Here is a 26059-nt window from a genome sequence, read left to right on the forward strand (position 1 = left end):
TCGCAGGATGACCGCGAGCGAGCCGCACGAGCAACGGCTGACGGAGTTCCTCGCCAGCGAGGCGCACGGGCTGACCGCGACGGTGGTGGGGGGCCGCGTGGCCCCGCCGGTCGTGCTGCTCGCCCGCGCACACCGGGCCTTTGCCGTCGCCGGGCTTGTCAGCACCGTCCTGGTCGACCACGCTTCCCCGGCGCGCGAAGCCACGGCCTTGGCGTCGTCCTCGCCGACGAGGCATGTGCTGTCCTCGATCCCGTCGTCGGTCCGGAGCTGATCGCCGCCTACCGCGCCGACCTACGCCGCGGCGAAGCTGGTCGGCTTGCCCAGCTCGCCGAACTCGATTTCACCTTCCACGCCCGGATCGACGAGCCGGTGATTGACGACGCGATGGTGACGTTGGCCGCCGCGCTGTGTGACGTTCTGGACAGTGTGGTGGCCAACGAACGGGCGCTGCCGGGGCAGCGGAGCGCCGCCCGCGTCGTTGCTGGCCAGTCCCATGAGCTGTGGGCGCAGTACGGGGGAGACGCTGGCGGCTGGTAGCGCGAGACCGTCCCTTCGGTGGCTTCGACATGCTGTCGCCGGCTGCCGGTAGCGTGACCGTCGTGATGGTGGGCACCGAAGAAACCCGGCTGGTCGTGTTGCGGGGCAACAGTGCGTCGGGGAAGTCGTCCGTCGCAGCCGGCATCCGTGACCGCTTCGGCCGCGGACTGGCTGTTGTCGGCCAGGACAACCTGCGCCGGATCGTCCTGCGTGAGCGGGACCGGCCGGGTGCCGCGAACATCGGCCTGATCGACCTGACCGCCCGCTACGCTCTGGATGCCGGCTACCACGTGATCGTCGAAGGCATCCTCTACGCCGACCACTACGGCAACATGCTCACCAAGCTGCGCACCGATCATCGCGGCCCGACCCACAGCTACTATCTGCACGTGCCGTTCGAGCAGAGCCTCGCCCGGCACGCCACCAAACCGATCGCGAGCGAGGTCAGCGAGCCGCAGCTGCGGGAGTGGTACCGGGAGCTCGATCTCCTGCCCGGCGCCGCCGAGACCGTCATCGGCGCCGACAGCACCTTGAAGGAGACTGTCGACCACATCATGCTCGACTCCGGCCTCGCTGGCCTTCCCGCACTCGACCGTTGAGCGCCCCTGCCCGGTACGGACTGTCACAGACGTGCGGCATCATCGGCAGATGGCCGCCACACCAGCCCCGCCTCCGGGGATGACGCCGCAAGAGCTCGAGGATCAGGAACAGATCCTGAAGCTGATCAACAGCGAACTCGCGGCGCGTCTGGCGCGGCAGGCGGAGTCAGGCGCGAAGGTAGACACCAAGGCGATCTTCCTGGTGGGGTTCGCCGCCACAGCCGCTCAGTTCCTGGCCTCCCGGAACTTCGAGCCGTTCACCGGCGCCGCAGCCTACGCGGTCGCCATCGGCTTCGGCATCGCGGTCTTCAACCTTGCCGCATACGAGGACCTCAAGCCTCGCGAAACCCTGGGCACCTACGCACGCTCGACAAAGGGCGCAACCCTGGGGGCCCTCGCTGGAACGAGGGTGGGCTTCTTCGAGAAGAACGACATCCTGCACCGACGGAAGACGAAACGCTGGACGGTCACGCTGACCGCTGTCGCCGCCGGGATCTTCCTCTCGACTGTCAGTCTCGTGCTGCACACTGACGGCCATGACAAACGCACAGAACCAGGGGAACCCGCCCCCACCTCCTCCGCCTCCTCCTCCGTCCCCGCCCAGCCTCACTGACTTCCTCGCCAACCCGGCCCTCGTAGGCACGGAGAAGAGGAACGAGGACAAGCCCGCGCGTAACAGAGCTGTCACCAGGGGACAGACCAGGGAGCGGCGCTGACCCGCACTGCCAGAAAGCGGCCCTCACCCGCCTGGTGAGGACAACACGAGACCCCGGGCATCTGCGGCCCGGGGTCTCTCTGTGCTCTGGGGTGTCCGACTGGTTCGACGACCAGCTGGCGGGAGCGTCACGCCCGCTCTACGTACAGCTCCTGCAGCGCGTTCTCCTGGCCCTGGGCAAGCCCGACGACGGGCGGCGAGCTCAGTTTCGGAAATGCGTGGTAACGGTTCGGTGATCCCGTTTAGCGTGATCTGGCTGGCGATCGCCAGCAGTATGTGGTGAACACACTGGAATTCCGATGGCCCTGCCCGCACGGCTCACTGCCGCCCTGGGGCGACACCCCGACGACCTCACCGAAGACGATCTGCAGCGTGCGGTCGACAGCCAGATTCCCGAGAGCGTCGACCTGGACTGGAAGAAGGACTTCTACCAGGGCACCGACGCGGGCAAGAAGGAACTCGCCAAGGACGTGTCCGCCATGGCTAACACCGCCGGCGGCATGGTGGTGATCGGCGTCCACGACGGTAATCAGGACCACGCCCACCACCTGGACCCCGCCGATCCGGTGCCCGGCCGTGGTGAGGAGTGGATTCGCTCCGTACTCGCGAACTGGATCCAGCCCGTCGTCCCCAACGTGGGCGTCCGGGGCGTGAAGTCCGCGACCAAGGAGGGCAAGATCTACTGGGTGCTCACCGTGCCCCCGAGCCCTCAGGCCCCGCACGCGGTCGCGGCACCGGGCAACGACTACAACTTCCGCGTCCACGTCCGGCACGGCACCACGACCCGCACGCTCGCCGAATCCGAGATCGCCCAGCGCTACCGTGACCGCTTCCAGGCCGCTTCCGACGACATCGATCGCCTGCACCAGGTATCAGACGCGGGCTTCGGCTATCTGTCGGGCTACTTGAACAGCACGGCGCATGGCAGTAGCCCTCCCGCGACGTACTACCCGGGATGGGTCAGCCTGACTGCGGTTCCAGCCGTCCGCGGCACCTATCCACTGACCAACCAGACGGATCGCAACGTGGCGTTCGACCGCTTCGCCAAGCTCGCCAGCGAAGGAGTGACCACCAACGCGCAGCCGGAACGCCCCGTGCTGGTCGGCCGCCGCCAAGTTCGCTTCGAGGGCATTCCCTCAGGTCAGCTCCACCAGGACGGCAGTTTCTACGCCGCGCTGACCCTGCACATCCAGGGTGACCAGTTCGATGCCGACGGCCCCAAGCGACTGTCCCAGCGCGCACTCGAACTCGACTTAGTCACTCTGGTACAGGCTGCCGCAGCCTGGGCGGCGGAGACCGGAGCGGCAGATGATCTGATGTTTTCCGCCATACTCCACCGCTTCGATGGCAAGGAAGGGCCCGTGCGCCTGGTCGTGTCGGAGAGCGCCTTTCAACACGGCCCCCTGATGCCGCTTCCAGCAACTCCAGCGCAGACCACAGCTGATCTCGACGCCATCGTCACCGACAAGCGAGAAGCCGTTGTCGTGGCCTGCGCCCTCGTCTCCGACCTGCTGGCCGACATGGGAGCGCACCAGCCTCATGTTCTGACTCCCGAAGGCGACATCCTGATCGACCGGCTCAGCACTGATTTCCGTCAGTCGCTCACAGGCTGGGACGTGTAGAAGCGGCCGTCTTCGGCCAGCCGACAGCACGAGACCCGAGCCACGGATCAGTAGCTTCAGCCGAATGTGGCAGGCAGGGGGTCCATCCGAGCGCCCTTCAGCGCACGACGGCCAGTTTGCCTGCAGACGGAGGAGGCGAGTGCATGAGCCAGGCGACGGCAACTTGCTTCGGGGTCGGGACCCATCCGAGAGCGCTGGCATGGTCTCGGGCGTAGTCCGCCACCGCCTCCCGCAGTTGGGGATTCACCGGTGCGGAGACGATGGTCATGTCCTCGCGGGGAAACTGGTGCTCGGGTTTGGGCGGGAAGAAGTCGCCAGTCAGAAAGCAGAGGTAGCCGTCTTCGATCCTCTCCTGCCACGGGCTGCCATTGATCCTGTTGAACAACGCCTGCGACATGTACAGCGACACACCTGTCTTTGACGCTGCACTCTGGCCGCCGGTCGCATCGGCAACTGACGTACTGGCCCCCGACGGAGTACAAGGAGGCCTCAGTCTCGGCTTTGGCTCCGAAGCAGTCGCTGGCTCCGGGTGCCCGGAGCCGGATACGGCGCTTTGCCACAGAGCGTGAAAGCGGTCGAGCTCCTGCTCGGGAGTAGTCCCTCGGGCGCGGCTGCCGAGAGTTTCCACCAGGGCGTCGACCACCTCCCAACGCGGCAACCGACCGCTGGTGAACGCGTCATGCAGCCGACTGCGAGAGATCCCTCCCTCCAAGGCCCTGGCCAGGTCGGACAGCGTAGGGCGCCCTGCTCTGAGATGAAGTTCGTGTAGGGCATCAATGAGGTCTTTCAGAGGGCGGTTCGTGAGTTGATGTCCATTCCCGGCTGAGGCTGGGACAGGCTGCTGTCGCTGAGCGCTTCGCTTGGCCAGCTGAGCGCCGTCAACGGCGGCTCCAGCGCTTCCCGGTCGACAGCTTGATCAACTTGGCGCTACACGATGAGATCGCCTTGTCGGTGGTGCTGCATAGTGTGCAACCCGAGGATCAATGGCTATGGGTGAGAGGCGAAGGCATGCGCGACGGGATTCGGTGGCTGGTCGATCTGGAGCACTGGATGTCCAGCGTGGTGTTCGCACGCGGGATATCCGCGCAGGAACTGGCGGTGCGCATGGGAGGTGACCGGGACGGCGCCACCGAACCGATCACCGACGCCGAAGCGTGGGACCTCGGCCAGTGGTACCGACCCAGCGAGGACGGCGATGGTGTCGTACGGGTCGGAGAGCATGAAGGCTGGTCCTTCGCTCTGGAGTACGGGGACTCGACCGGCGGGGACCGTCTGGCAGAGATCTCCCGAGAAGGGGTCGAAGCCGTCCACTACGTGCCGATGCAAGAGCACCCGCCGGCCACAGTCTTCTACGCTCGGGACGGCGTGGACCTGTGCGGCTTTGGGCTGGGCGAGGAAGTGTGGCGCTGGGGTCGGGAGCCTGACCTGCTGCTTCCCGAGCTCGTTAGCGGGTACGTGCTGCAGCCCGACGGGAAAACGCTCATCGCCCCCGAAGGCGAGCACTACACGGATACCTACCGGCGCACCCTCGGCGTCATCGAGCAAAGGTTCGACCTCTCGCTCTCCCCGGCCTACCTGAAGGAAGCCCGCCTGCCGGCGTATGCAGTTCGCGGCACCCCGGACATGCACATCTGAGCGATCACGGCGGTCACCAACCCATGTGTCACTCGTCAGCTGAAGCGCTCAGTCACAACTGCTGGTCGCGGTGGGCTGCTGCTTCCTGGTGAAGCTGCCGACGACGACTTCGGTGAGGACACCAAGCTTGACCAGGCGTTTCAGCTTGGCACGGGTGCCCTCGATGTTCTTCGGCAGCAGTTCGTGATCGAGGACTTCACAGACGTCTCGGGCCCGCAGCGGGCCGGTGGTCTCGTTGAAGACACCGAGGATGCGGGGGTAGTCCGGGTGCTCGGGCAGGTCCGGCGGGGCGGCCGGGAGCCGGTCGGCGAGGGCGGTGACGGTCTTCCGCGTGATCGCGAGGTGTTCGAGGTGGGTCTCCGCCTCCCGAAGCCGGCCGTTCAGCTCTCCGATCTGGGTGCGGAGGTCCTCGGCCAGGGCCCGGGTGGCGTCCTCTTGGAGGCCGAGCGCGTCAAGGAGGGGCTCGATGTTCACGCTGCCACCGCCAGCGGTCCGCGCCAGGTGGGGGTGTTCGCGCCGGTGAGCCGTCGGGCCATGACCTGGGTCATCGCCCAGTAGACGCGGGAAGCGGACGAGGCCGGGCGGTGCTCGTAGTCGCGGACCAGGCGTCGGTGCAGTATGAGGATTCCGTAGGTCTGCTCAACCCTCCACCGCTTCGGCTGTGGAATGAACCCCGTCTCCTGCGGGTTGCGTTCGACGATCTCCACGTCGATGCCGAGCGCGGTGCCGTGGGCGACCACGGCTGTCTTGAAGCCCTGGTCAACGAGGGCTTTGCGGACGGTGCCGCCGGTGTGCTCGGCGACCTGGTCCAGCAGGGCGATGCCGGCTGCGTTGTCGTGGGTGTTCGCGGCCAGGACGATGACGGCGATGACCAGGCCCAGTACGTCCACGGCCAGTCCCCGTTTGCGGCCCGGCACCTTCTTCGCCGGGTCCCGGCCGGTCGTGGAGGCGGGGACCCCGGCGGCCGCGCGGACACTCTGGGTGTCCAGTACCACCAAGGTCGGGTCCTCTAATCGGCGGGCTCGTTCACGGACCTGGCAGCGCAGGAGCTCGTGAATGACCTGGTCGGTGCCGTCGTCCCTCCAGACGGCGAAGTAATAGTACGTCGCGCTCTTGGGCGGAAGATCGTGCGGGAGGTAGGCCCACTGGCAGCCCGTCCGGCCCTGGTAGAGGATCGCGTTGATGATCTCCCGCATCTCGTAGGCGCCCTGGTGGCCGCTGACCGAGCGGTGCCGGTCCTTCCACGCGGCGATCGCTGGCTCGATCAACGACCACTGCTCGTCCGATACGTCGCTCGGGTACGGCTTGCGTTCACTCACATCACCACACCAGCAGACGAGCGGCTGAGGACCGGCGAATTCCGCCCCGCACCCACACCATCAGGCGACGGCAAAGCCGCCCGAAACCTCACGAAACGCCCTCTGAGAGGTCGTTTTCATCTACGAAGCCCGTTTCATCCCAACAGGTCGCAGTGTCGAGACGTGACTATTGGGGCGATGGCTTCTCTAGAACTCAGAGTGACTGAGGCGGTGCTTCAAATTTCCGTTTCATCTGAGCAAGTTCCGTCTCATCCCAAATATTGCCTGCATGGGCGATCCGCCCCGTAGTTGCCCCCGCCGGTCCGGCACTCAGGAAGCGCAAGTATTCCAATGAGGCAGTTGTGGCGGTGCAAAATAGATGAAAACGACCTCTGAGGACAGGTGCGTCTCGCGTCGGTCGTGTTCCTAACCGGCTTCTGGCGTGCCGAAGGAGAACTTGTATCCGGTGAAGTCGGCGAGGTGGACGTATCCGATGCGCTGGTAGAGGGCGTTGCTGGTGGGGTTGTCCGGGTCCGTGAACAGGACGACGTCCGCCGCGCCTGCGGCCAGTGCGGCCCTGCTCACCTCGACCGTCACGGCGCCCGCGTAGCCGTGGCCCCGGAGGTGAGCTGGGGTGTAGACGGGGTCCACCCGGACCATGCCGCCGACGATCGAGGTCGCGGCCGCCATGGAGACGGGAGTGCCGTCCGGGCTCTCCCAGAATGTGAAGTGTCTGTCGCCGAAGCGCGAATCGGCCCAGGAACCGGCGTCGATCAAGTCGATGGAAGGCTGCTCCCCAACAACGACGCAGAACTCACGACACCAGCGGACGACTTGTTCGTGGTCCTTTTCACCCGTGACGCGACCCCGGCCCTCTGGGCATGGCTGCGGTGGGGTGAGCGGGCCGAGACGGTAAAGATGCGTCCGCCAGAAAGGGGCTGGCGCTGCGCCCGTATGCCGTTGCCATGCATCCGCGAAGGCGGTGGCGGTGTCGTGGTCCGCGAGGACACCGGAGGGGGAGTGGCCGAGGCCGGCCAGGTGAGCCGCGAGGGTGCCAGCCTGCTCGGCAGAGAGGGGAGTAACCCACAGGTATCCGCGCGGCGTGCGATAGAAGATGGCGCAGACTTCGCCTCCCGCCTCCAGTCGCCCGAAGACGGTGGCTTCGACACCATGCGCGCCAGCCCCGCGTGTTCGCAGTTTCTCGATGTCCATCAACGGCGTGTTGTGCAGGGCGGGCCGCGAGCGCAGGAAGTCTCCGGCTCGGGCGAGGAAGTCGTCGACGTCTTCGGTGAGTTGCCAGTCATCCGGGAGCATGGTTCATGATCCCGGATGTACTCGACTCAGGGGAGCACTTTGCTCAGAGGTGCATCGTCGCCACGACTGATGCAACGCCTATCAGCCACGTGACGTAGCTGCTCCTGATCAGGCACGAGTTTTCCTCGTCCACTGGCTGGTCCGCGGGCTTTTTCGGGTCAGACGTCGGGTCATCACGGTGATGAGTGCCCAGTTCAGGTGTGCTTCGGAGTGCTGGGGCAGCCGTTCGTAGTCGCGTGCGTTGCGGCGGGCGTTCATGCACCAGCCGATCGTCCGCTCGACCTTCCAACGGCGGGGCAGGACGACGAAGCCCTTGGCGCCCTCGGGCCTGGAAACGATGCGCAGGGTGAGCCAGAGGCGTTCGCGGGCCCAGTCCACGAGTTCGCCGGCGTAGCCGCGGTCGGCCCAGACCTGGGTGATCTGCGGCTGGGTGAGACGCAGGCGCCAGAAGACGTCGCGGGCGGTCGCCCTGTGGACAGCGGCCAGAGATTTCGCCCTGCTCCACGGACCAGGGCGTATCGGGCTGCAAGGGCCAAACCCAGCCCCCTTGTCCAGCACGGTCGGTCCGGCCACGGGCCCGGCCATGGCCCCTTGTCCACCTCTGCTACCGCCCGGCCCACCGCTGCATTTCCCCTTGTCCACGCCCGCTACCGACCGCGGTCAGACTGCGGCCAAGGGGGTCGTCTGCACGCTGCTTTTTCGAAACGACCGCCCCGGCCGGGGCGGCGAAGGAGGCGAGACGATGACGACCACCGAGACGACCACCAGGGCGAGCACCGGTCCGGGGGCGGGGCCGCGGCACTGCTCGGGCCGGCCACACCGGAAGGCCGGCCCGCGGCGGACAAGCCGAAGGGACCTCCCCGGGTGCCCCCTTCGAAAGGCCCTGGAGAACCCCCTTTGGCGCCCGGCACCCTGGGCCGGGGGAAAACCCCTTGTCAGGGCTGCAATCGGCGCGAAAACCGCGCCGTCACAACCCTCTTACCTACTCCTGATGTCCGTAGTGGAGGAGATCATCGGGTTCCGGGAGGGGCGGCCGGACGCCCTCCCGGGCCGGGCGCGGCCAGCGGCAGCAGCCGCGTCAGTTGGCCGGCGGCCAGCCGCGAGCGATGAGGGAGCAGAGCTGATGGCGGGGAAGCGGATCACCAACCCGGCGGAACCGGACGGCTCTACAGCGGAACACCCCCGCGTCGGCGGGGAGGACGCGCCTTCCTTCACGGTGTGGGTGACGGTCTCCGGAACACCCCCCGGCTTCGATCGATGCTCATCTCGGTCGGTCTTGCCCTCGCGGGCCGATTCGGCGCTCGTATAACGGGCGTCAGAGGAATGGGGGTCCGATGTCTTTCCCGATGCGCAGGCGAGCGCAGCTCGCCGGCCTGGTCCACGGGGCGCGTACAGCTGCGGAAACACGCAAGATCGACGCCCTGTTCCCAGAGCGTCGATCTTGTGCGGTTTACGCGGCAACGTATACCCGCTTGGTTCCTGATCGCATGGGTGGAGCCCGCAACTCTCAGGAGCAGTCGGACGAATCCGATGCAGAGAGCTTCTCGCGAAGCCGCAAACGTCCGCTGAACCCTTGTTCCTGACGCCGTCTCACTACTGACAGGCGCCTTTGCAGAGCGCGTAACGACAGGCCAGAGCCGCAAATAGCTCTGCAGCGGTCTGGCGCCAGCGCAGCGACGACCAGCGTCACCACAGTCTGACTGGGATAACACCGCATCTATCTCCTGACAGGTCTGACCCTACGAGAACCCCGCAACGCCTATCACCAGATCACGGTCACGATTGCTCTCCAAGGCGATTGATGCTGAAGCTCCGAGCTGTGGACATCAGCGCATCAACAGTTGCGAAGGGCTCGCCTGGTACGAGGGAACGGTGCCACGATGCAGATCCCCATCTCGGTGTCGGCAAACACCAGTTGGGCGGCAGACCTGGAGCCCGCAACACGTCAGCGCGCCCTGAGCGCGGACGTTGAACTCAGGAGGTAGAACATGCCCCGTACGTCTCCCGCGGTGGGGTGCGTCATCCACGACGCACCCCATGCCAGGCTCGCGACACCCGATGCTGTGGTCATCGTCGTCATCACGGTACTCGCCTGCGTAATGACAGACAGCGGCCTGGACCTGTTGCCGACCCTGGCGGTACTGGGCGGTGCCGGCCTGGTCTCGGCGACCACACTGCTGGCCTTGCGAGGTGCAGGACAGCGGCTGGGGAGCCTGCTCGTGCGTGTAGCACACGCAATCCCGGCGCCGTAGGCGCACTGGCCGTGGGGCGCAGGGAAAAGCCGATAACCACGCCCAATAGGGCGCTGGAGAAGTTGGCCCGCTGGCTGCGCGCTCAGCGCGCGAGCACAGGCTGGTCATATGCCCAACTGGCGGACCGGGCCGGATGCCACGCCACGACACTCCAGCGTGCAGCCTCAGGACACGATGTGCCCAGCGCCCGTGCCGTCCAGGCATATGCACGCGCCTGTGGTACTTCAGTCGAAACAGCGATGGATCTATGGAGGCAGGCTCGCAGAGGCGAGCATTACGGGGGCGGCTCCGCTCGTTCGGCGCCGAGTCCGATGTACATCGACGGAATCGACAAGTTCAAGGCCGGCTTGCAAGAGCTCTACGCGCGAGCTGGTCGTCCGACAGTGCGCGACATGGAGCAACGTGCGGGGGAGTGGGGGAGACTGCCGCACAGCACCGCTCACCGCATCGTGCAGGGTCAGACGGTGCCACGCGACGAGCAGCAACTGATCGGGTTCCTGGTCGCCTGCGGGGTCACCGAACCCGAGCATCGCCTATGGATTGATACGTGGAGACGCATTCTTAGGCGTGCTCCACGCAAGGCGATCCCGCCAATCCGGCGGACAGCAACGGACGGTGTACTGCGGGTGCCGGAGTGGCGGCGTCCCGAGGAGTCGGTGGCCCACCGCGCGATCCTGCCAATCCGACGGGCAGCGATGGACGGTGTACCGGGAGTGCCGGAGCAGCGGAGTCCCGAGGGATCGGCGGCCCTGCGCTTCAGCGTGCTCGGCCCGGTGCGCGCCTGGCGCGGAGCGGAGGCGCTGCTCATGGGATCCCCGCAGCAGCGCGCCCTGCTGGCCGTCCTCCTGCTGCGCGAGGGGCGCACGGCCACGGCGGGCGAGCTGATCGACGCCCTGTGGGGCGACGAGCCGCCCTCGCAGGCCCTGGCGGCGGTGCGTACGTACGCCTCGCGGCTGCGCAAGGTCCTCTCCCCCGGCGTCCTGGTCAGCGAGTCGGGCGGGTACGCGATCCGGCTCTCCGACGCCTCCGGTCCGGGCGGCGCGGGCGGCACCCTGGACCTGGCGGTGGCCCAGGAGCTGGCGGCCGACGCGGAGAAGGCGAAGGCGGCGGGCGACCTGTGCCATGCGCGCGCCCTGCTGAACAAGGCGCTGAACCTGTGGGACGGGGAGGTGCTGGCGAGCGTCCCGGGCCCGTACGCGGAGACCCAGCGCGCCCGGCTGGACGAATGGCGGCTCCAGCTCACCGAGACCCGTCTGGACATGGACCTCGAACAGGGCTGCCACGCGGAGGCGGTCTCCGAGCTCACCGCGCTCACCGCGGCCCACCCCCTGCGGGAGCGGCTGCGCGAGCTGCTGATGCTGGCGCTGTACCGCTCGGGCCGCCAGGCCGAGGCCCTGGCCGTGTACGCGGACACCCGGCGGCTGCTGGCCGACGAGCTGGGCGTGGACCCGCGCCCCGGCCTCCAGGAACTCCAGCAGCGCATCCTCCAGGTCGACCCCGGTCTCGCGGAACCCTCGGCCCCGCTGGCCCCCAAACCCCAGACGCTACCTATGCGACCAGCCCAACTCCCAGCAACAATCCCTGATTTCACTGGACGCGAGCCTTTCGTAGCGAAGCTCGGTGACGTCCTGGCTACGGCTGATTGCCGGGTGATGGCGGTCTCCCTGCTCACCGGCATCGGCGGCGTGGGCAAGACCACGCTCGCGGTGCATATGGCACACGCGGCCCGCGCCCACTTTCCCGATGGCCAGCTCTACGTCGACCTTCAGGGAGCAGACGACCAAGCGGCGAAGCCGGAAGCGGTCCTGGGCGCCTTCCTGCGCGCCTTGGGCACCGCGGACTCGGCCATCCCGGACACCCTGGAGGAGCGGGCGGCGCTGTACCGCTCGGTGCTGGACGGCCGCCGGGTGCTGGTGCTCCTCGACAACGCGCGGGACGCGGCCCAGGTGCGGCCGCTGCTGCCCGGCACCGAGGGGTGCGCCGCGCTGGTGACCTCGCGGGTGCGGATGGTCGACCTGGCCGGCGCCCATCTGGTCGACCTGGACGTGATGTCGCCGGAGGAGGCCCTCCAGCTCTTCGCGAAGATCGTCGGCGAGGAGCGGGTGGAGCCGGAGCGAGAGGCTGCCCTTAATGTCGTCGAAGCATGCGGCTTCCTGCCCCTGGCGATTCGCATTGCAGCCTCCCGCCTTGCCGTCCGGCGTACCTGGACCGTGGCGGTCTTGGCCGCCAAGCTCGCTGATGAACGAAATCGGCTGGATGAGCTCCGGGCTGGAGACCTGGCCGTGCGGGCGACGCTCGACTTGAGCTATCGCCAACTCAAGGCAGAACAAGCCCGCACCTTCCGCATACTTGGTGCCCACGCCAGCCCATTTATCTCGCTGCATTTGGCACGCAGTATGCTCGATTGCAGTACTGATAAAGCGGAAAACCTTCTTGAAGATCTAGTGGACACTGGACTGCTCACTCCGCTGGACCCCGGACGTTACCGACTGCACGACTTTGCTTGGCTCTATGCCAGAACGGCGGTCTCGAGCAGACCTGGCGACCATGCCATGGATGAGAGAAATGATGTATAGGTGCGCCAATCGTGGAGCGGCATGGCGGTGTTACTGAGGCGTTGTTTCACTTGGTGAGGCGGCGGTGGTTGATGAGGCTGGTGGCGATGGCAGTGGAGACCGGGAAGTACTTGGGTTTGCGTTTGTAGCGTCGGTGGAATCGATGGTGGCCACGAACATGATGGCCGTCAGATGTTCAGGATCCCAGCCCGCCGACGCCCCGCCCCTGCGGGCGCACCACCGTCTCCCGCACCACCCGCCGAAACAAATCCTGCAAGTGATCCGAGACCAGATGCTCAGCAAGGTTCGTTACATCAACACAACACCCCGCCCCGCCAAAGCCTACCCATCGCGCCGCTCGGCGATATTCCTGTCGACCGCAGCAGGGCCCGAGCATGGTTTGCTCGGGCCCCGTCTTGGTATCGGATCCGCTGACATATCGGAACGCGCGAACTATGGGAGATGCGTCACGGCGCGGATCTCGCTTTTCAGTGCTTGTTGCTCACGCTCCAAGATAAGCGTGTCGTTCACTTCCTGGAATCTCATGCAGTTTCCCGTCGCGGATCTGCCACTCAGTCAATCCGTCGACTTCGTGTGTCACCAGAAACAGGCCCTCCACTCGAGATTCCTCCTCATCTCCTGTCGGCAACGCGGCCATCTCGGTGAGCTGGTCACGCAACCAAGGCACGTTCGTCACTTGTAGATCACCACCGTAGAAAGCGTATGACGTCCAGTTGAACGGTTGAGATGGAAAACCCCATCCGCCGGAATATGCGTTGCCAGAGTGCTTGGCAATGATGCTCTTCAGGAGCTCCAACTGCCCCGAGTCGCATTCGAGCCACCCTCGAATTGACACGTACACAGCCATGATTTCTTATCCTTTCTGCTGCTAGCCTGCCCGCACCCAGATGCAGAACACTTGATGGCCCACCGATGTATTCGGTGGGCCATCAAGAAAGTTCGAGGCTAAAAGTTTTTCGTTACCGAGTCATGAGTCGGTGCGCGAAGATCGCCGAATTTACCACGGATTCCCACAAAGGTGAACTCATGTATTCTGCGTCTTCTTTTTCTTCGCCCTCGTGTGCCAGGAGAGTGTTAATGGAGGTAGCCAATGCCTCCATCACCGTCACCTCATCATGGCATTTTAGTATCGTGCCAACCTGAGAGGCTGGGTCTTCCAGCACCAGGGTGTCATCGAAGAGGATGTGTAGATTCATTGCGAAGTCGTCGTAATAACCCTCTTTCGGGAAAATTCGATCAACCCAGACTCGTTTCTGATAATCTCTGTCCGCGAGGGCGCCAATCGCAGAAATGACACTTCTACGCATTTCGGGAAGCGTCACGTCGCTCAATTTGGGGAGTTCCATGACTTCCATTTCATCCAATCGCGGAGCGGGATGTGGGCGTCGTAGGCGTTCGATTTAATATCCCCCGCCAAAGGATTTCCGTCCCGTCCGATTATTTTTCCGCCGGAGTTGATGACGACGTGATCAACCTGCTGATACTCCTGAGAGTTGTTCAGATTTCCCTTGTCGATTCGAACTCCATTTCCCTTTCCGTCGTTCCAGCGCCATCCTATTCCTTTCTTCGTGGCCTTCCCGTCCCCGAAGGATCCAGGAAACTTTTCGCTGGCCGACTTTGGTATCCAAGATGGTGCCCCGCTGCCAGCGGAACTACCACTAGCTTGTCCCTCAACTTCCCGCAGAGCCTTGCTCAGCCCTTTATTGATCCGTCCGATGCCGTCTGCGGCGCCGTAGGCGCCCATGCCCGCCAGTGCTACGCCGCCTGCTGCGGCCGGCGCGCCAAGGACACAGCCGACGCCCGTGAGACATACCAGTGATCCGCCGATGGCAATTTCGCCGCCGAGGTTCATCAGGGCGATGCTGCCGGCCGTTTCGGCGGCGCCCCACCAGGTCTCTGGTTGCGAGAAGATCGCGGAACCGTAGTTGACGACTGTGTCCACGGCGTTCGGGATCCAGTCCCATCCGAAGCCGCCGCTGTCCTTCTTGGTGGTACCGGTGCTGTCTGTGTGGGAGGTACCGCAGTTGCTGTTGCAGGGATGGTACGGAAGGGGCTTGGAGTGGTCGACGGCCTCGTTGGGGCGTCCGTTTCCGGGTGTTCCGTCGGGGCGGTCCGGGCAGGCTTCTCCTGATCCGCCCGCTCCGCCGCACGCGAGACCCATGCCGCTTGGGTCGGACTCGGTCACGGGGCTTTGAGCGCCGTAACTGTAGCCGTTCAGGGTCTGGTGCCTGTCGAGTTCCAGGAGCGGGTCGACGCTGATGAACTGTCCCACGGCGGGGTCGTATTCACGGGCCCCGATATGGGTCAGTCCTGTCGATTCGTCCGCGGGCTTGCCTAGGAACGCCTTGTCGTCCGGCCAGGTGGTCGCCTTCGTGCCGCGCGTGCCGCCGAAGGGCGTGCTGTAGCGCTTGGTGATGGCGTACGTGGCCGCGTCCAGGGCGATGCTCGATGTGCCGTGGTGGTCGGCGGCCAGGAAGCTGAGCTTCGTGCCCGAGACTCCGGAGGTCGCTGTTCGGACTGCGATGGTCTGGCCGTTGGCGCTGTAGTACCTCGTGCCCGACAGGGTCTTCGTGGTCCCCTTGGTGGTGAGCCGGACCTCTGTGCCGCCCAGGTAGAGGACCGTGTCGCCGTCCCCCTTGGCCCTGCGGATCAGGAGTTCGCCGCTCGCGTCGTAGAGGTAGTTTGTCTCCTTCGCGCTCTCGGTGAGCTTGCTCAGGTCTCCCTCAGGGTTCCAGGCCAGTGTCTGCTGGCTCGCTGCGCCGGGGCGGGAGGTCGTGTTGCCGGTGCTGTCGTAGGCGTACGTGGCGGCCTGGGCGCCCGTCGTTTTGTCCAGGGTGTGGGGCTTGGTGTCGGTGGTGCCGTCGTAGGTGTAGCTGGTGGTCTTGTCGCCCGAGGACGCGTGCTGCGTCTCCGTCTTGCGCTGACCGCCGGCGGTGTATGTGTACGACGTCCAGTACGGGGCCGCTCCATCGATGTTGGAGGTGCTGCGACCTGACGTCGCGCAGTCCGCCGTCTTCGGGGTCCATGCCTCGGTCATGCGGCGGTAGCCGTCGTAGGCGAAGCACTGGTTGTCCGTCTTCGCGGTGCCGCCTTGGGTGGTGGCGTCGAAGATCGACGTGACGTTGCCCGCGTCGTCCTGGGCGAACTTCAGTTCCTGCGGCATGTAGCCGTGCACGTCGTCGGTGACGTAGGAGCGGGTCAGGCGGCGTGTACCGGTCTCGTAGTCCCAGTTGAGGTAGGCCTTCTTCGCCGAGCTGGTGCCGTCCGTTGCGAGGGTGAGCTGGCGCAGGTCGCCCTGCGGGGAGAACGCCGCGCCCTGCAGGTAGCCGCTCGTGCCCTTGGAGGTGAGCTGGCCGCCCGTCGCGTTGTAGGTGTAGGAGACCGTTTCAGCGGCCAGGCCGCCCACCGCGGGTGCGCTGGCCTGGCTGACCGTGCCGTCCAGGTTGTACCCGGTGCTAAAGGACAAGGTCTTCGGCACGGAGCCGCCGGCGACCAGCGGTTCGGTCTCAGGCAGGAGCAGCTGGCTGGCGCTCACCCGGTACAGCGGGTCGTACGCCGTAACCTTCTGGGTATACGCCTTTCCGGCCATGCCGCCGTCGTAACGGACCGCGGTGTCCTGCTGTCCCTTCCTGAGGGTGTCGAACGTCCAGGCCGCGAGCTTGTTGGCGTCCGTCTTCGACGCCTGCCACATGCCTGTCCTGCGGCCCAGGTCGTCGTACTCGTAGAGCAGCTTCTTGGCCGCGTCGTCGTTCGGGGTGGTGCTGACGACCTGGTCCAGGTCGTTGTACTCCGTGACGCTCCCGCCCTTGTCCGGGTCCGTCACGGTGACCTGACGGCCGAACAAATCGTACGAGTAGGACCACTTGGTCTTGTCGGGACCGGTGATCGTCTCCTGCTGTCCGGCAGGGGTGTAGGTGTAGCCGGTCGTCGTGTAGTCGGTGCCGGTCGGGGTCGGGCCGGCGTACTCGCGGCGCTCTGTTGTCTGTCCCAGGGCGTTGGTGACCGTCGTGGTGGCCTGGCCGCCGGCCGGTGCTGTGGTGGAGACCGAGTCACCCGTGTAGGCGGTGTTGATCGTCCAGCGGGTGACGCCGTGAACCTTCGTCACCGTCTTGGACGCGCGGTCGGCACCGTCGTACGTCGTGTCCGTCTGGAGTGGGGCCTGACCGCCGTCCGTCTGCACCGGGGTGCCGGAGGGAGTTGACGTGTTGTCCCAGATGTCCGACTGCTGACTTACCGCCAGGCCTCGGTCGTCGTACAGCGTCAGCGACACGAGCCGGCCACCGGCCGGACTGGGCGTCTGCGTCTGGCGTGAGCGCAGCAGGGAGTCGTAGAACTCGTAGCCGGTGTTGTAGCCGGAGCCGTCACCCTTGAGCGTCCCGGTGGAGACCCAGGACATGGCCGTGTTGGTGACCTTGTAGTCGTAGACGTAGTTCGGCGTCTTGCTCAGGGCCTTGGAGCGGTTGGGCAGCCAGACCTTGATCACCCTGCCGAGGCTGTCGTACTCGGACTCGGTGACGTTGTTGTTGGCGTCGGTGGTCTTCAGGACCGCGCCGGTGGCGAAGTCCGATGCCGTAACCGTCTTGTGCGTCTTGATGTTGGTGATCGTCGTCGAGGTCAGCGGACCGGTGGCCACCGGATCGTAGACGGTGTTGGCCACCACCGCGCCGTTGGCGTCCTTGACGACGAGGACGCGTCCGAGCGTGTCGTAGGTCGTCGTGGCGGTCTTCTGCCAGAGGGCTGCGTCATCGCTGCCGTAGGATTTGGCCCGACCGGTCCACGTCACGTCACCCTTGGTCGGCTTCTGCGAGGCCGACCACGTGGTGGCCGTGGTGTCGTCGTAGACGGTGGCGGTGTCGGAGACGACGTCACCGGACCGCTTGGAGTCCGCAGGAAGGTCCAGCGCGGAGTCCGCCGTCGCGCAGGTCTTGGCCACGGTGCGCGTGCGGGACACCAGGGAGTTGATGCCGCTTTCGGCATTGCGGGCGTACCAGGTGCGGGTGCACTTCTCGTCGCCTGAGACGGCGTCATCGCCCTGGTCTTCGACCTTTTCGGCCATGCCGTAGTCGTCGTAGGTGGTCTTCACCGTGCGCACCCGGTCGTACGGCGTCGCCTTGCTGGTGATGTTGGTACGGGTGTGCGTGGCGTCGGTGCGCACGAAGTACGCCTCGGTGTCCGCGTACGACTTGTGCTGGGTCGCCGTCCGCTTCGACCAGGGGTCGTTGACGGTGCCGGTGACCTCGGTGTCCCCGTTGTAGCTGGCCGTCTCGCGGGTGAAGCCCGTGTACTGGTCAAAGTCGGTGACCTCATTGGCCTTGATCCCGGAGACCTTCACGCTCTTGCGCGCGTCCGGGTCCGGGGTCTTGCCGTCGGAACCAAGGACACGGTCACCGTTCATACCGCGCAGATAGACGGTGACGGTCTTGCTCTGGGTGCGGCCGGAGACACCGGTGAGATGGGTGACCTTGCCGTAACCGCGCCAGATGGACCAGGTGCGCTCCTTGGCGGGCGTCATCGGGTCCTCGTTGTAGCGCCAGGCACCGCCGTCCGAGGAGTACTGGTAGGTGTGCTGCACCGCCTCCGAACCGCCGAAGGGGTCCGTCGTCGACACCGACGTGACCGGGTACTTCTGGAACCAGTCAAGGATCGGGGTCTTTTGACCGTTGGGCGACCAGTACACGGGATAACAGCGCTTGGTGTTCTGATCGAGCTTGGGCTTCGTGCCGCCGGCCGTGCACTCGGAGGGCGCGTAATTGACGATCGTCTGCGCGCCCGTCTCGGAGACGACCGTCTTGATGCGGGGTTTGTCGAGCGGCAGGATGTCATCGGCGGTGCCGTCCACCCGGTTGGACATCATCACATGGTCGAACTTGACCGGGTCCAGCGCCAGATCGGTGCCGCGCTTACCCGTGTGCTTGATCTCGTCCAGCCACAGCGACTGGTCGGTTGAATCACCCGTGTCGCCCGGATCCAGGTAGAGGTGCTTGAGCGCCCAGGCATCCACACTGTCGTAGTCGGGCGTCGTGGCCTTCGCGTTCCACGCGTAGGTAGTGACGGTGGTCAGCCGCTTGCGTGTGAAGAACGTCGGCCCGACGTTGCCGGTGCACTTGTCGCCGTCCTTGCAGAGCGCGTCGAACGGCACGTCCGGCCAGTTGTCCCGAGTGTCCTTAGTCAGCGAGTCACAACCGGTGCCGGAGGCCAGGCAGCGCTCGGAATAGTTGAAGACCACCTTGTTAGAGACCACCGGCGAGCCGGAGAACAGTTCACCGGCCCGCTGCCCGTAGCGGATCTCTTCCAGGTAGCCGCCGCGCACGTAGTCGGTGCCCGTGTTGTCGTCGCCGAGCTTGTCGTAGTTGTTGTGCTCCGCGGTGTACCAGTACGACGTGGCGTTGCCGTGGGTGTCCTCGACGTAGTCGAGGTTCCAGCGCCAGGCCTGCTTCTTGGCGCGGCCGGAGAAGGAGGTGCCGTCGGAGTAGCCGGGCTCGTCCTCGTCGTCGCCGAAGACCGGCACGGTCCATACCGACTGGGTGCGGTCGTCCGTACCCGCGCCGTCGAGCTTGTTCAGCCCGAAGACATACTTGGTGCCGTCACCGGTGACGACGGTCCAGTGCTCTCCGTCGTCGTCGCCGTTTTCCGCGCCCGTGGAGCGGGTGACGGTGGAGGCGTCGTCGTTCTTCAGCCGCCATGTGCCGCTGGTGTCGTCCTTGACCAGCTCGCTCGCCTTGCCGTTGAGTACGAGTGAGGCGTTGTCGTACTTCCAGCACAGGTCGTACTTCTCGTCCTGGCCGTCGTCGTCGCAGGAACCGTACTTGCGCTCGATGAACGACGAGGTCAGGTCGAAGCCCTCGCCGACCTGGCTGCCCTGGTTGTTCGAGTTCGCTGTGCGCCCGTCCACGGCACCCGAGTCGTAGGAAAGTTCCAGAGATGGCTTTGACCCGGCCGCTGCGGGTGGCACTCGCAGCGGGTACGACCAGGTGAACGAGCCGGACGAGCCGCCCGCTTCCCAGGTCGAGGAGGCGGACAGCGGCGTGGCCTTGTAGTCGCCGGAGCCTGATTTCGCGGCCGCCGCCAGTGCCAGCGTCATCGGCGCACCGCTGGAGGACAGATCCAGCGCTACCGACAGCTGATTTTTCTGCCGGTTGTTGGTGGAGTCGAGGCTGTCGGCTGTACGGCACTTCGCCGCGGCCGGATCGGCTGGCGCGCAGTGGGGCAGCCGGCTCAGTGCAAGCCGTCCCGCCCAGTCACCACCGTACGCAGAGGCGAAGGCCGAATAATCGATGCCCAGCTGAGTCCTGCCGCCGCCCTTAGCGCCGGTGACCTTAAGGACCACGCCCTTCACGCCGAGCTTCGCTGCCGTCTTCTGGTCCATTACCTGGACGGTGACGGTCTCGGCGGCTTTGCCGTTGAGCGGCGCGGCAACCGTGAGCGGCAGCGAGCCGGGTGCCGCCTTGGCGGCACCCTTGCCCGGGATGGTCAGCGAAGCCTTCCCCGGTTTTGGCCAGCTGACCTTCTGCTGCTGATCTTTACGTGCGCGTGCGGCCGCGGTGCGGTCGGCCTCCGCCGCCTGTGCCATCACGGCGGCGGCCTTCTTGTTTGTTTTCGCCGTGAACGGTGAGACCTTGGTGGCTTTCGGCGCCTTGAAGTCCGGTCTGCCCAGCGGATCGGTGTCCGCGGCGAATGCGACGGGTGTCAGCAGGCCCGGCAGCATGGCTATGCCCACGCCGAGGGCGACGTGCCGCATCCAGCGGCCGTTGCCGGTTTCCGGTCTGCTTCTGGGCAGCCGGTACTTCCCCAAGGGGTTCATGGACCTGTTCTTTCTGCGGTCGGCCGAAGAAGGCCGCTCGCTCTGTGTTCCCCTCTGTCGGGGGACGGGGCGGTAGGGGAGCAGATACGTGGGGGAGGAGAAGGGAAAGGACGCTTCGCGGCGTGGTGCGTACGCGCGGTGGACTGGGATGCGGCGGTGTCTGGTCCGGACCCAAATGGGGCCGGACCAGACACCGCATCAGCCGTACATCAGCGGCCGCCGCAGGAGAACATCAGCGGGTGCCGCCGCCGATGACCTGTGAGGAGATCTGGTCCGCGCTCATCGCGCCGGTCCACACCCGCAGGTCCTCCAGGGCGCCGGGCAGGTGGTGTTCGGTGGTACCGCCCTTGCTGCCACGGCCCGCGGTGACGGTACCGATGCCCTGCTGGGCGGTGGAGAAGCCGGACGCACCCTCGGAGGGCTGGTCGAACTCGCTGACGAACAGGTGAAGCTGCCCGTAGCGGGTCTCGGTCTTCGAGGAGTCCGCCGGATCGGTCCACTGCCACGCCTGCTGGGCGTCGAAGACCCCGGTGACCTGCACCCAGGTATCGGTCTCGGCGGCATCACCACCGGGTACCACGGCGCTCTGCGTCACCTTGCCGTCAGCGCCGACAGCGCTGCGGGTGAACTTCCACTGGTACACGCCGACGGCCTCCTTGACTACCCACAACGCCCACGAGGACTCACCGGCCGACGCCTGCTGCCCGACCACCTGCGCCTGGTAGCCCACCGGCTTGGCCTCAAGCTTCACGGAGTCCAGCTGGACCCGGGCGGAGACGGTGAACGAACCGCTCTCATCGACGACCGGGCCGGCCGCCGAGACATAGCCGGCCTGGCCGTCCAGGACGAGCGCGTTGTTCTCCGCGTCCAGGACGGCCCCCGCCGCCGACAGCTTCAGATTCGGCGCCGGATAGGGCGTGAGTTCTTTGACCTCGGTGCCGGCAGAGCCCGCGGCATCCCAGTGCGCCACCAGCTCATTGGCCGCGACGCCGTTCTCCATCAGCTGCGCCTGCTCGGCGATCTCGTCGCCGGTCAGCGCACGCTGCCACACGGCGCTCTCGTCCAGGCGGCCGCGGAAGTACTCACCGTAGAGTCCGCCGACCAGCGAGCGGCCGAACTGCAGACCGCCGGAGGACACCCATGGGGTGTACGTACTCGACAGTGAGCTGAGCACCGCAGGGCTGCCCTGCGGCCGGCCGTTGACGAATAGCTGAATGGTGTCGTTCGTCTTGTCGGCGTCACCCTTGGTGTCGAACACACCGGCCAGATGCGTCCACACCTTGAGCGGGGGACCCGCGGTGTCGGAGACCGAGCGCAGGTACACCGCGCCGTCCTTGACATCGGTGGCCGTCCGGTTGAACACCCACTTCTTGTACGACGCCGAGTAATACAGCGTGAACGCCGAACCGTTCGTACCCGGAGCCGCCATCGCCACGTGTGTCTCGGACGCGTCGGTCAGATACGCCCAGGCCGAGACCGTAAACGAGTCCTTGGTGTTCACCGCGGCCGATGCGGTCGCCGCGTACTGCTGCTGGGCCGGGTCGGTACTGTCCAGCCACAGTGAGGAGTCCGCATCCCCGCGACGGGCCAGCGACGACCAGCCCGCACTGCCGTAGAGCGTGGCATCGTGCCGGGTGCCCTCCGTCGCGCTGTCCTTGGCCACCGTCACACCCGAACCAGACGCCCCGTCATCGAAACGCCAGACGCCGGCGGCTCCGGCCGCGGGAGCGACCTTGAAACTGAACTCGGTCGGCGTGCCCCACCGGTTGCGCACGTCCTTGGCCTCCACCGACAGGACCTGCGTGCCGGACAGGGAAGGTGTCACACTCACCGAGGCCGTCGACCCGCTGGCTGTCCTGGTCTCCTTCGCCGAGGAGGTGAGCAGCCGCCACCGGTAGCCGGTGATGTCGGTGTCGGCCGCGTTCGGCTTGAAGGTGAACGCGCCGGGGACACCCGGACCGCCCTTGCCTTCGCACAACGCGGCAACGCACTCGGTGTACGGGGAACCCGGCGTGATCCTCGGAGCCTTGGGCGCCGTCGAATCGATCTTGAAATAGCACCAGGAGGAGTACGAGGAGAACAGATTGCCCTCCTTGCCCCCGTAGGACCAGTGCGACTGGGTACGCGACTTGAGCCGGTACAGGCCGCCGTCCGCCCGGTTGGAAGTGCGCCTCTTCTCCAGGGTGCCGTCCGGGCTCCAGCCGGAGCCCGGACTGTAGCCCGACCACACCTCGTGCCAGGCGGCGTCGTCACCGCGCTCGACGATGAACTCCGCCTGCAGGGATCCCTCCTCGTCGCCCGCGTTGTGCTCGACCTTGGTCTGCACCCGGGCCTGCACCATCGGATCGATCCGCGTGACGGTGAGCGGGTCCGACGAGGACGTCTTGCAGTACGCGGTCGTGCCGTCGCCGGGGATGATGCCGACATCGGTGGGAACACCCGGTTTGTAGGCGTAGTTGACCTCCAGTTCGGCGTTGTCGTCGAACCGCTTCCAGGCCTCGGGGTCGCCCTCGTCCTTCGCCCGCAGCATGAAGGTCAGCCGGGAGATCTTCCCGTCGGCGAATTTCCGCACCGTGGAGGCCAGGTTCTCGTCGGTCTCCTCCGGGTTGTCGTTGAACTCCACCCACTGGTCAGGCTGTTCCGGAGAGCAGTTGTCACCGCGCCCGGCGGACACGTAGCGGTCGCCCATCTGGTCCAGCTGGGTAGGACCGGGCCAGCGGGTGCCCTCGGAGATGTTGTTCGTGCGCTCCAGGTCGACCCAGTGCGGACTGCAGGAGAACGACCAGGTCTCATACGCGCGGAACGTCGCATCGAGAATGTGCTTACCGGACAGTTTCGACGGCGAGAACTCGAAGTACATGCGGTTGGTGTAGTTGCTGCCGCAGTAGTAAGGGCCGGAGAAACTGCACCGGCCTACCCCGTATTCACCGTTGAACTGCCAGAACCTGTCGCCGTCCGAGGACAGCACTGTCCGCTCGGACACCCCCAGCCCCACGGACGGGTCGATCCGTACGGGATAGACCGTGTCCTTGCCGCGCAGCAGCCCAAGGTCGGGCTCGACGGAGATGGTCTGCTCATCGACGCGTACCGGCATCACCGCGCTGGCATCGCCGGCGCGGGGCTGGGTGCCCTCCTCGACCGGATCCGGCCGCTCGCCCGGAGCAGCTTGCGCGAAGGCGGCCGTACGGGCGGCCCCGGTCCTGGCGGCCGGTTCATCGACCTGGCTCGCGGAGTCCCACATCTGTCCGGCGGGACCCTTGAAAACGGTGTTGCCGTCCTTGTCGACGGCCCGCAGACCACCGCCCGCACCCGGCACCACCTGCAGGCCCTTTGCCGACGCGGAGAGCTTGACCTGCTCCAGCGCCGGATCCGCGGCCGCCTCGGCGGACTTGACGACGAGTACCTCGCGGTAGCCCTCGGCCGTAGCGGTGAGCTCCAGGTCGACACCTGCCAGGACATCCGGGTACACGGCCTTGGCGCCGTCCAGGCGCGGCTCGGGCAACGACCCCGGCCAGCCGAGCCGCAGCGAACCCTGCTCATTGCCCAGATAAATCATCTCGCTGCCGTCGCCGCCACCCGAGAAGGAGACATCGACGACTGCGGACTTGGGCCCCACGGTCCCGTCCGGACGCTGCTCAAGGGTCGGATCGACCGTCTGCCAGCTTCCGTCCTTCCCCTTGACGCGCTGTGGCACCGCGGACTGCGTAAAGCTGAACGTCCCGTCCGGATTGGCCAAGGTCGTCGAGTACTCGGTGCGCTCCTCGGTGACCTCCACCTGCTCGCCAGTGGCCACGGCTCGGGCTGTCGCGCTGCGGTGAGTCGTCTCACCGTCCGCTGCGGACCGAGGCGCCGCCTGGGCCGCCGAAGCCGGGGCCGTGAACGTCGGCAGCGACGCGAGCATCGCCAGAGAGGTTATTCCGGTTGTAAAACCGAGGAGCCCCCGAGACCGTCTTCGTGGTGTTGCCCCCGACGCAACGTACCAGCGTATTCGCACTTCCCCCACCCTAACTTCACGCGATCTTCAGATGTGCCGGAACAGTACATAGAGTTCCGGTTCATCGGTCAAGCGTGAGGTCAAGAGCTGTACGAACGCCACGCTACGGCTTGCCGCCTGAGGGCGACTCACCCCTTGGGGAGGTGAAGCTCCAGGGAGTGGCAAGGCTGCACCACTCCCATGAGCGCTGCGTTACTGCCCAGTTCAAGTTGCGGCCAAACCCGCCCTGCACGCCGCCGGGCGGTAGGGCTGTTTGTGATGGGAAGGCCAACCGGCGACAGGCGAAAGCCTCACCTGTACTACTCCTCAATCTTGTGGCTGAAAACCACCATCGGATTACCACTCTTTCAAGATCAGCACCCGAACGAGCTCAAGGTAAGTTGCAAGCATGAATAAGGGGACAGCGTGATTTGCACTCCGGTCCGCAGCAGTCGGCCCAAGCCTCGCGCCCGCACGGCACGGTGGTGTACGACGCCGAAGCGGTAGTTGCACGAGAGCGTGACCGTTTGAGCCCGCACTCGCGAAAACCTGCTGCAGCACGTCCGCAACCGGCAGACGCCGGTCGCAACGCACCGCGCGGAAACACGGCCGCGCAGAGCGCGCCTACGATCCCGATCGTGCTGCTCGTCCCGCGCCTGGTGCCTGCCGTACGCGGACCAGATCTAGGGTGCGAGGGGTGCGGTCTTCGGCTGGAAGCTGGTCATCGAAGAGCTGTCGCATGAGCAGGTGATGGACTGGAACAGCCGAGCCGCTGCGATGACCAGGTCATGCTCGGCTGCATCGAGCGCTGAGGCGAGCGTTCGGCGCAGCGACTGTTCGCCAGGATGCTGATCGCGAGGTGCGACGCTTGGCGGGGCTTGGGCGCTAGGCCTCAACTGCATGCTGCGATAGCAGACGTGAACAGCAAGGTGGACGGTGTCAGGCAAGGCTCACATGGCCGGTTTGCGCCGTTCGCTTCGGGCCCGGGGCCTTTGAGGCCGCACTCGTCCATAACAAGCAGTCGGACCGCGAATCACATGATCAACAATTTTCGGCAGGGCCTTTGAAGACTCTGGCATGACACTGTCGAGTAGGGCCCGTCCGGTGCGCTGGTGGCTGTTGGGGGTACCGCCAGTGCAGTTCATCAGTGTCGCGGTGGTGCTGCCAGGCTGCCAGGGTGTGCGGACACCAGCCGGTCGAGCAGTTCCTTGATCTGCTGGGAGGAGTGTCCGCACAGGCGGGCCACGACCTCCATGTCCTGGGTGTTGCCCACGGCTGTGGAGAGGACTCCCTTGGGCGGCCAGGTGTGCCCAGGCCCGGAACGATGAACCCCCACGGGCATGGGAAAGACGCCGAGCGGACCTTCGGCAGTATCAACACCCTGGACAGACCCCCACGCACGTGGGGAAGAGACCGTTGGCCCAGGAAAATCTGTTCGACGACGGGAGACAGACCTCCACGCGCGTGGAGATGGCCCCTTGCTGGCCTGCGAGGCCGACTTTATCGATAAAGAATTTTACTCATGTGGTCCGGGTGGCCGTCAGCAGTGCCTTCTGCCGGAGGGCAAGGCCAAGCACGCGAATCGGCTTGAACAGGCGGGCCAGCCATCAGCAGTGGCGTTGTCGGACGAGCCGCACCTCTCGGGTGGCAGCTTGCCCCGACGGCTATGGACGCGGGCTGGTTACTGACGTTGTCGCCGTGGTGTCGTCAAGGTGAGTCCGGTTTCGGCGAGGCATC

General features: G+C 66.0%; 16 protein-coding genes and 3 pseudogenes. 7 read left to right on the top strand and 12 right to left on the bottom strand.

Annotated elements, in window-relative coordinates:
* The first annotated feature begins 7 nt into the window (after positions 1 to 7).
* Positions 8 to 271, top strand: coding sequence for a hypothetical protein (locus KM933_RS29365; protein WP_221357733.1), 264 nt, complete (start codon positions 8 to 10; stop codon positions 269 to 271).
* 20 nt (positions 272 to 291) lie between these two features.
* Here KM933_RS29365 and KM933_RS29370 read toward each other — a convergent pair whose 3' ends face one another.
* Positions 292 to 495 carry a hypothetical protein gene (locus KM933_RS29370; protein ID WP_221357735.1) on the bottom strand — a complete coding sequence of 68 codons (204 nt, stop codon included), beginning with the start codon at positions 493 to 495 and terminating at the stop codon, positions 292 to 294.
* Between the two features lie 107 nt (positions 496 to 602).
* Here KM933_RS29370 and KM933_RS29375 point away from each other — a divergent pair, with 107 nt between their 5' ends.
* The 3 genes from KM933_RS29375 to KM933_RS29385 all read left to right on the top strand — a co-directional run bounded on the left by KM933_RS29375 (position 603) and on the right by KM933_RS29385 (position 3473).
* Positions 603 to 1136: a P-loop NTPase family protein gene (locus KM933_RS29375; RefSeq protein ID WP_221357758.1), complete on the top strand. Its 534-nt coding sequence runs from the start codon at positions 603 to 605 to the stop codon at positions 1134 to 1136.
* Between the two features lie 49 nt (positions 1137 to 1185).
* A complete protein-coding gene (locus tag KM933_RS29380) occupies positions 1186 to 1749 on the top strand; it encodes a hypothetical protein (RefSeq protein WP_260334332.1) in 564 nt (187 codons plus the stop codon).
* Positions 1750 to 2150: 401 nt separating this feature from the next.
* Positions 2151 to 3473 (top strand): AlbA family DNA-binding domain-containing protein, encoded by a 1323-nt coding sequence (locus tag KM933_RS29385; protein WP_221357740.1) that lies wholly within the window; start codon positions 2151 to 2153, stop codon positions 3471 to 3473.
* Positions 3474 to 3570: 97 nt separating this feature from the next.
* Here KM933_RS29385 and KM933_RS29390 read toward each other — a convergent pair whose 3' ends face one another.
* Positions 3571 to 3882 (bottom strand): hypothetical protein, encoded by a 312-nt coding sequence (locus KM933_RS29390; RefSeq protein ID WP_221357741.1) that lies wholly within the window; start codon positions 3880 to 3882, stop codon positions 3571 to 3573.
* Positions 3883 to 4385: 503 nt separating this feature from the next.
* Between KM933_RS29390 and KM933_RS29395 the strand changes: the two genes are divergently transcribed.
* On the top strand, positions 4386 to 5108 hold the full coding sequence (locus KM933_RS29395) for a DUF6461 domain-containing protein (protein ID WP_260334333.1): 723 nt from the start codon (positions 4386 to 4388) through the stop codon (positions 5106 to 5108).
* A 48-nt stretch (positions 5109 to 5156) separates the two neighbouring features.
* Here KM933_RS29395 and KM933_RS29400 read toward each other — a convergent pair whose 3' ends face one another.
* The 5 genes and pseudogenes from KM933_RS29400 to KM933_RS39760 all read right to left on the bottom strand — a co-directional run bounded on the left by KM933_RS29400 (position 5157) and on the right by KM933_RS39760 (position 9791).
* The gene (locus KM933_RS29400; RefSeq protein ID WP_221357742.1) at positions 5157 to 5582 is read right to left on the bottom strand and encodes a hypothetical protein; all 426 of its coding nucleotides are present in this window, start codon (positions 5580 to 5582) and stop codon (positions 5157 to 5159) included.
* On the bottom strand, positions 5579 to 6427 hold the full coding sequence (locus tag KM933_RS29405) for an IS5 family transposase (protein ID WP_221357744.1): 849 nt from the start codon (positions 6425 to 6427) through the stop codon (positions 5579 to 5581). Before KM933_RS29405 ends, KM933_RS29400 begins: the two co-directional genes overlap by 4 nt.
* Before the next feature lie 405 nt (positions 6428 to 6832).
* A complete protein-coding gene (locus KM933_RS29410) occupies positions 6833 to 7720 on the bottom strand; it encodes a GNAT family N-acetyltransferase (RefSeq protein ID WP_221357747.1) in 888 nt (295 codons plus the stop codon).
* A gap of 111 nt (positions 7721 to 7831) precedes the next feature.
* Positions 7832 to 8188 (bottom strand): annotated as a pseudogene (locus tag KM933_RS29415) (transposase); the annotation flags it as partial.
* A 1477-nt stretch (positions 8189 to 9665) separates the two neighbouring features.
* Positions 9666 to 9791 (bottom strand): hypothetical protein, encoded by a 126-nt coding sequence (locus KM933_RS39760; RefSeq protein ID WP_260334334.1) that lies wholly within the window; start codon positions 9789 to 9791, stop codon positions 9666 to 9668.
* A 192-nt stretch (positions 9792 to 9983) separates the two neighbouring features.
* Between KM933_RS39760 and KM933_RS39765 the strand changes: the two are divergent.
* Both KM933_RS39765 and KM933_RS29420 read left to right on the top strand, forming a co-directional pair.
* A pseudogene (locus KM933_RS39765) lies at positions 9984 to 10193 on the top strand (helix-turn-helix domain-containing protein); the annotation flags it as partial.
* A 474-nt stretch (positions 10194 to 10667) separates the two neighbouring features.
* Positions 10668 to 12491, top strand: a pseudogene (locus KM933_RS29420) (AfsR/SARP family transcriptional regulator); the annotation flags it as partial.
* Between the two features lie 538 nt (positions 12492 to 13029).
* Here KM933_RS29420 and KM933_RS29425 read toward each other — a convergent pair.
* From KM933_RS29425 to KM933_RS39775, 5 genes are all read right to left on the bottom strand, one after another.
* Entirely contained in the window at positions 13030 to 13395 is a 366-nt protein-coding gene (locus KM933_RS29425; protein WP_221357753.1) for a hypothetical protein, read from the bottom strand.
* A gap of 112 nt (positions 13396 to 13507) precedes the next feature.
* The gene (locus KM933_RS29430) at positions 13508 to 13894 is read right to left on the bottom strand and encodes an SCO4402 family protein (protein ID WP_221357754.1); all 387 of its coding nucleotides are present in this window, start codon (positions 13892 to 13894) and stop codon (positions 13508 to 13510) included.
* Complete coding sequence (locus KM933_RS29435; RefSeq protein ID WP_221357755.1) at positions 13876 to 20349, bottom strand: RHS repeat domain-containing protein; 6474 nt, start codon at positions 20347 to 20349, stop codon at positions 13876 to 13878. Before KM933_RS29435 ends, KM933_RS29430 begins: the two co-directional genes overlap by 19 nt.
* A gap of 232 nt (positions 20350 to 20581) precedes the next feature.
* Entirely contained in the window at positions 20582 to 24250 is a 3669-nt protein-coding gene (locus KM933_RS29440) for a LamG domain-containing protein (protein ID WP_221357774.1), read from the bottom strand.
* Positions 24251 to 25466: 1216 nt separating this feature from the next.
* On the bottom strand, positions 25467 to 25595 hold the full coding sequence (locus KM933_RS39775) for a hypothetical protein (RefSeq protein ID WP_260334335.1): 129 nt from the start codon (positions 25593 to 25595) through the stop codon (positions 25467 to 25469).
* Positions 25596 to 26059: the final 464 nt, after the last annotated feature.

Origin of the sequence: Streptomyces beigongshangae, assembly GCF_019710745.1 — a bacterium.
In the GTDB taxonomy this organism is placed as follows: Bacteria; Actinomycetota; Actinomycetes; order Streptomycetales; family Streptomycetaceae; genus Streptomyces; species Streptomyces beigongshangae.

What these genes read in the sequence shown, in the direction of transcription:
- KM933_RS29365 (WP_221357733.1), top strand. Translation starts at nt 8, where the DNA reads ATGACCGCGAGCGAGCCGCACGAGCAACGGCTGACGGAGTTCCTCGCC.
- KM933_RS29370 (WP_221357735.1), bottom strand. Translation starts at nt 495, where the DNA reads ATGGGACTGGCCAGCAACGACGCGGGCGGCGCTCCGCTGCCCCGGCAG.
- KM933_RS29375 (WP_221357758.1), top strand. Translation starts at nt 603, where the DNA reads ATGGTGGGCACCGAAGAAACCCGGCTGGTCGTGTTGCGGGGCAACAGT.
- KM933_RS29380 (WP_260334332.1), top strand. Translation starts at nt 1,186, where the DNA reads ATGGCCGCCACACCAGCCCCGCCTCCGGGGATGACGCCGCAAGAGCTC.
- KM933_RS29385 (WP_221357740.1), top strand. Translation starts at nt 2,151, where the DNA reads ATGGCCCTGCCCGCACGGCTCACTGCCGCCCTGGGGCGACACCCCGAC.
- KM933_RS29410 (WP_221357747.1), bottom strand. Translation starts at nt 7,720, where the DNA reads ATGCTCCCGGATGACTGGCAACTCACCGAAGACGTCGACGACTTCCTC.
- KM933_RS39760 (WP_260334334.1), bottom strand. Translation starts at nt 9,791, where the DNA reads ATGACCACAGCATCGGGTGTCGCGAGCCTGGCATGGGGTGCGTCGTGG.
- KM933_RS29425 (WP_221357753.1), bottom strand. Translation starts at nt 13,395, where the DNA reads ATGGCTGTGTACGTGTCAATTCGAGGGTGGCTCGAATGCGACTCGGGG.
- KM933_RS29430 (WP_221357754.1), bottom strand. Translation starts at nt 13,894, where the DNA reads ATGGAACTCCCCAAATTGAGCGACGTGACGCTTCCCGAAATGCGTAGA.
- KM933_RS29435 (WP_221357755.1), bottom strand. Translation starts at nt 20,349, where the DNA reads ATGAACCCCTTGGGGAAGTACCGGCTGCCCAGAAGCAGACCGGAAACC.
- KM933_RS29440 (WP_221357774.1), bottom strand. Translation starts at nt 24,250, where the DNA reads ATGCTCGCGTCGCTGCCGACGTTCACGGCCCCGGCTTCGGCGGCCCAG.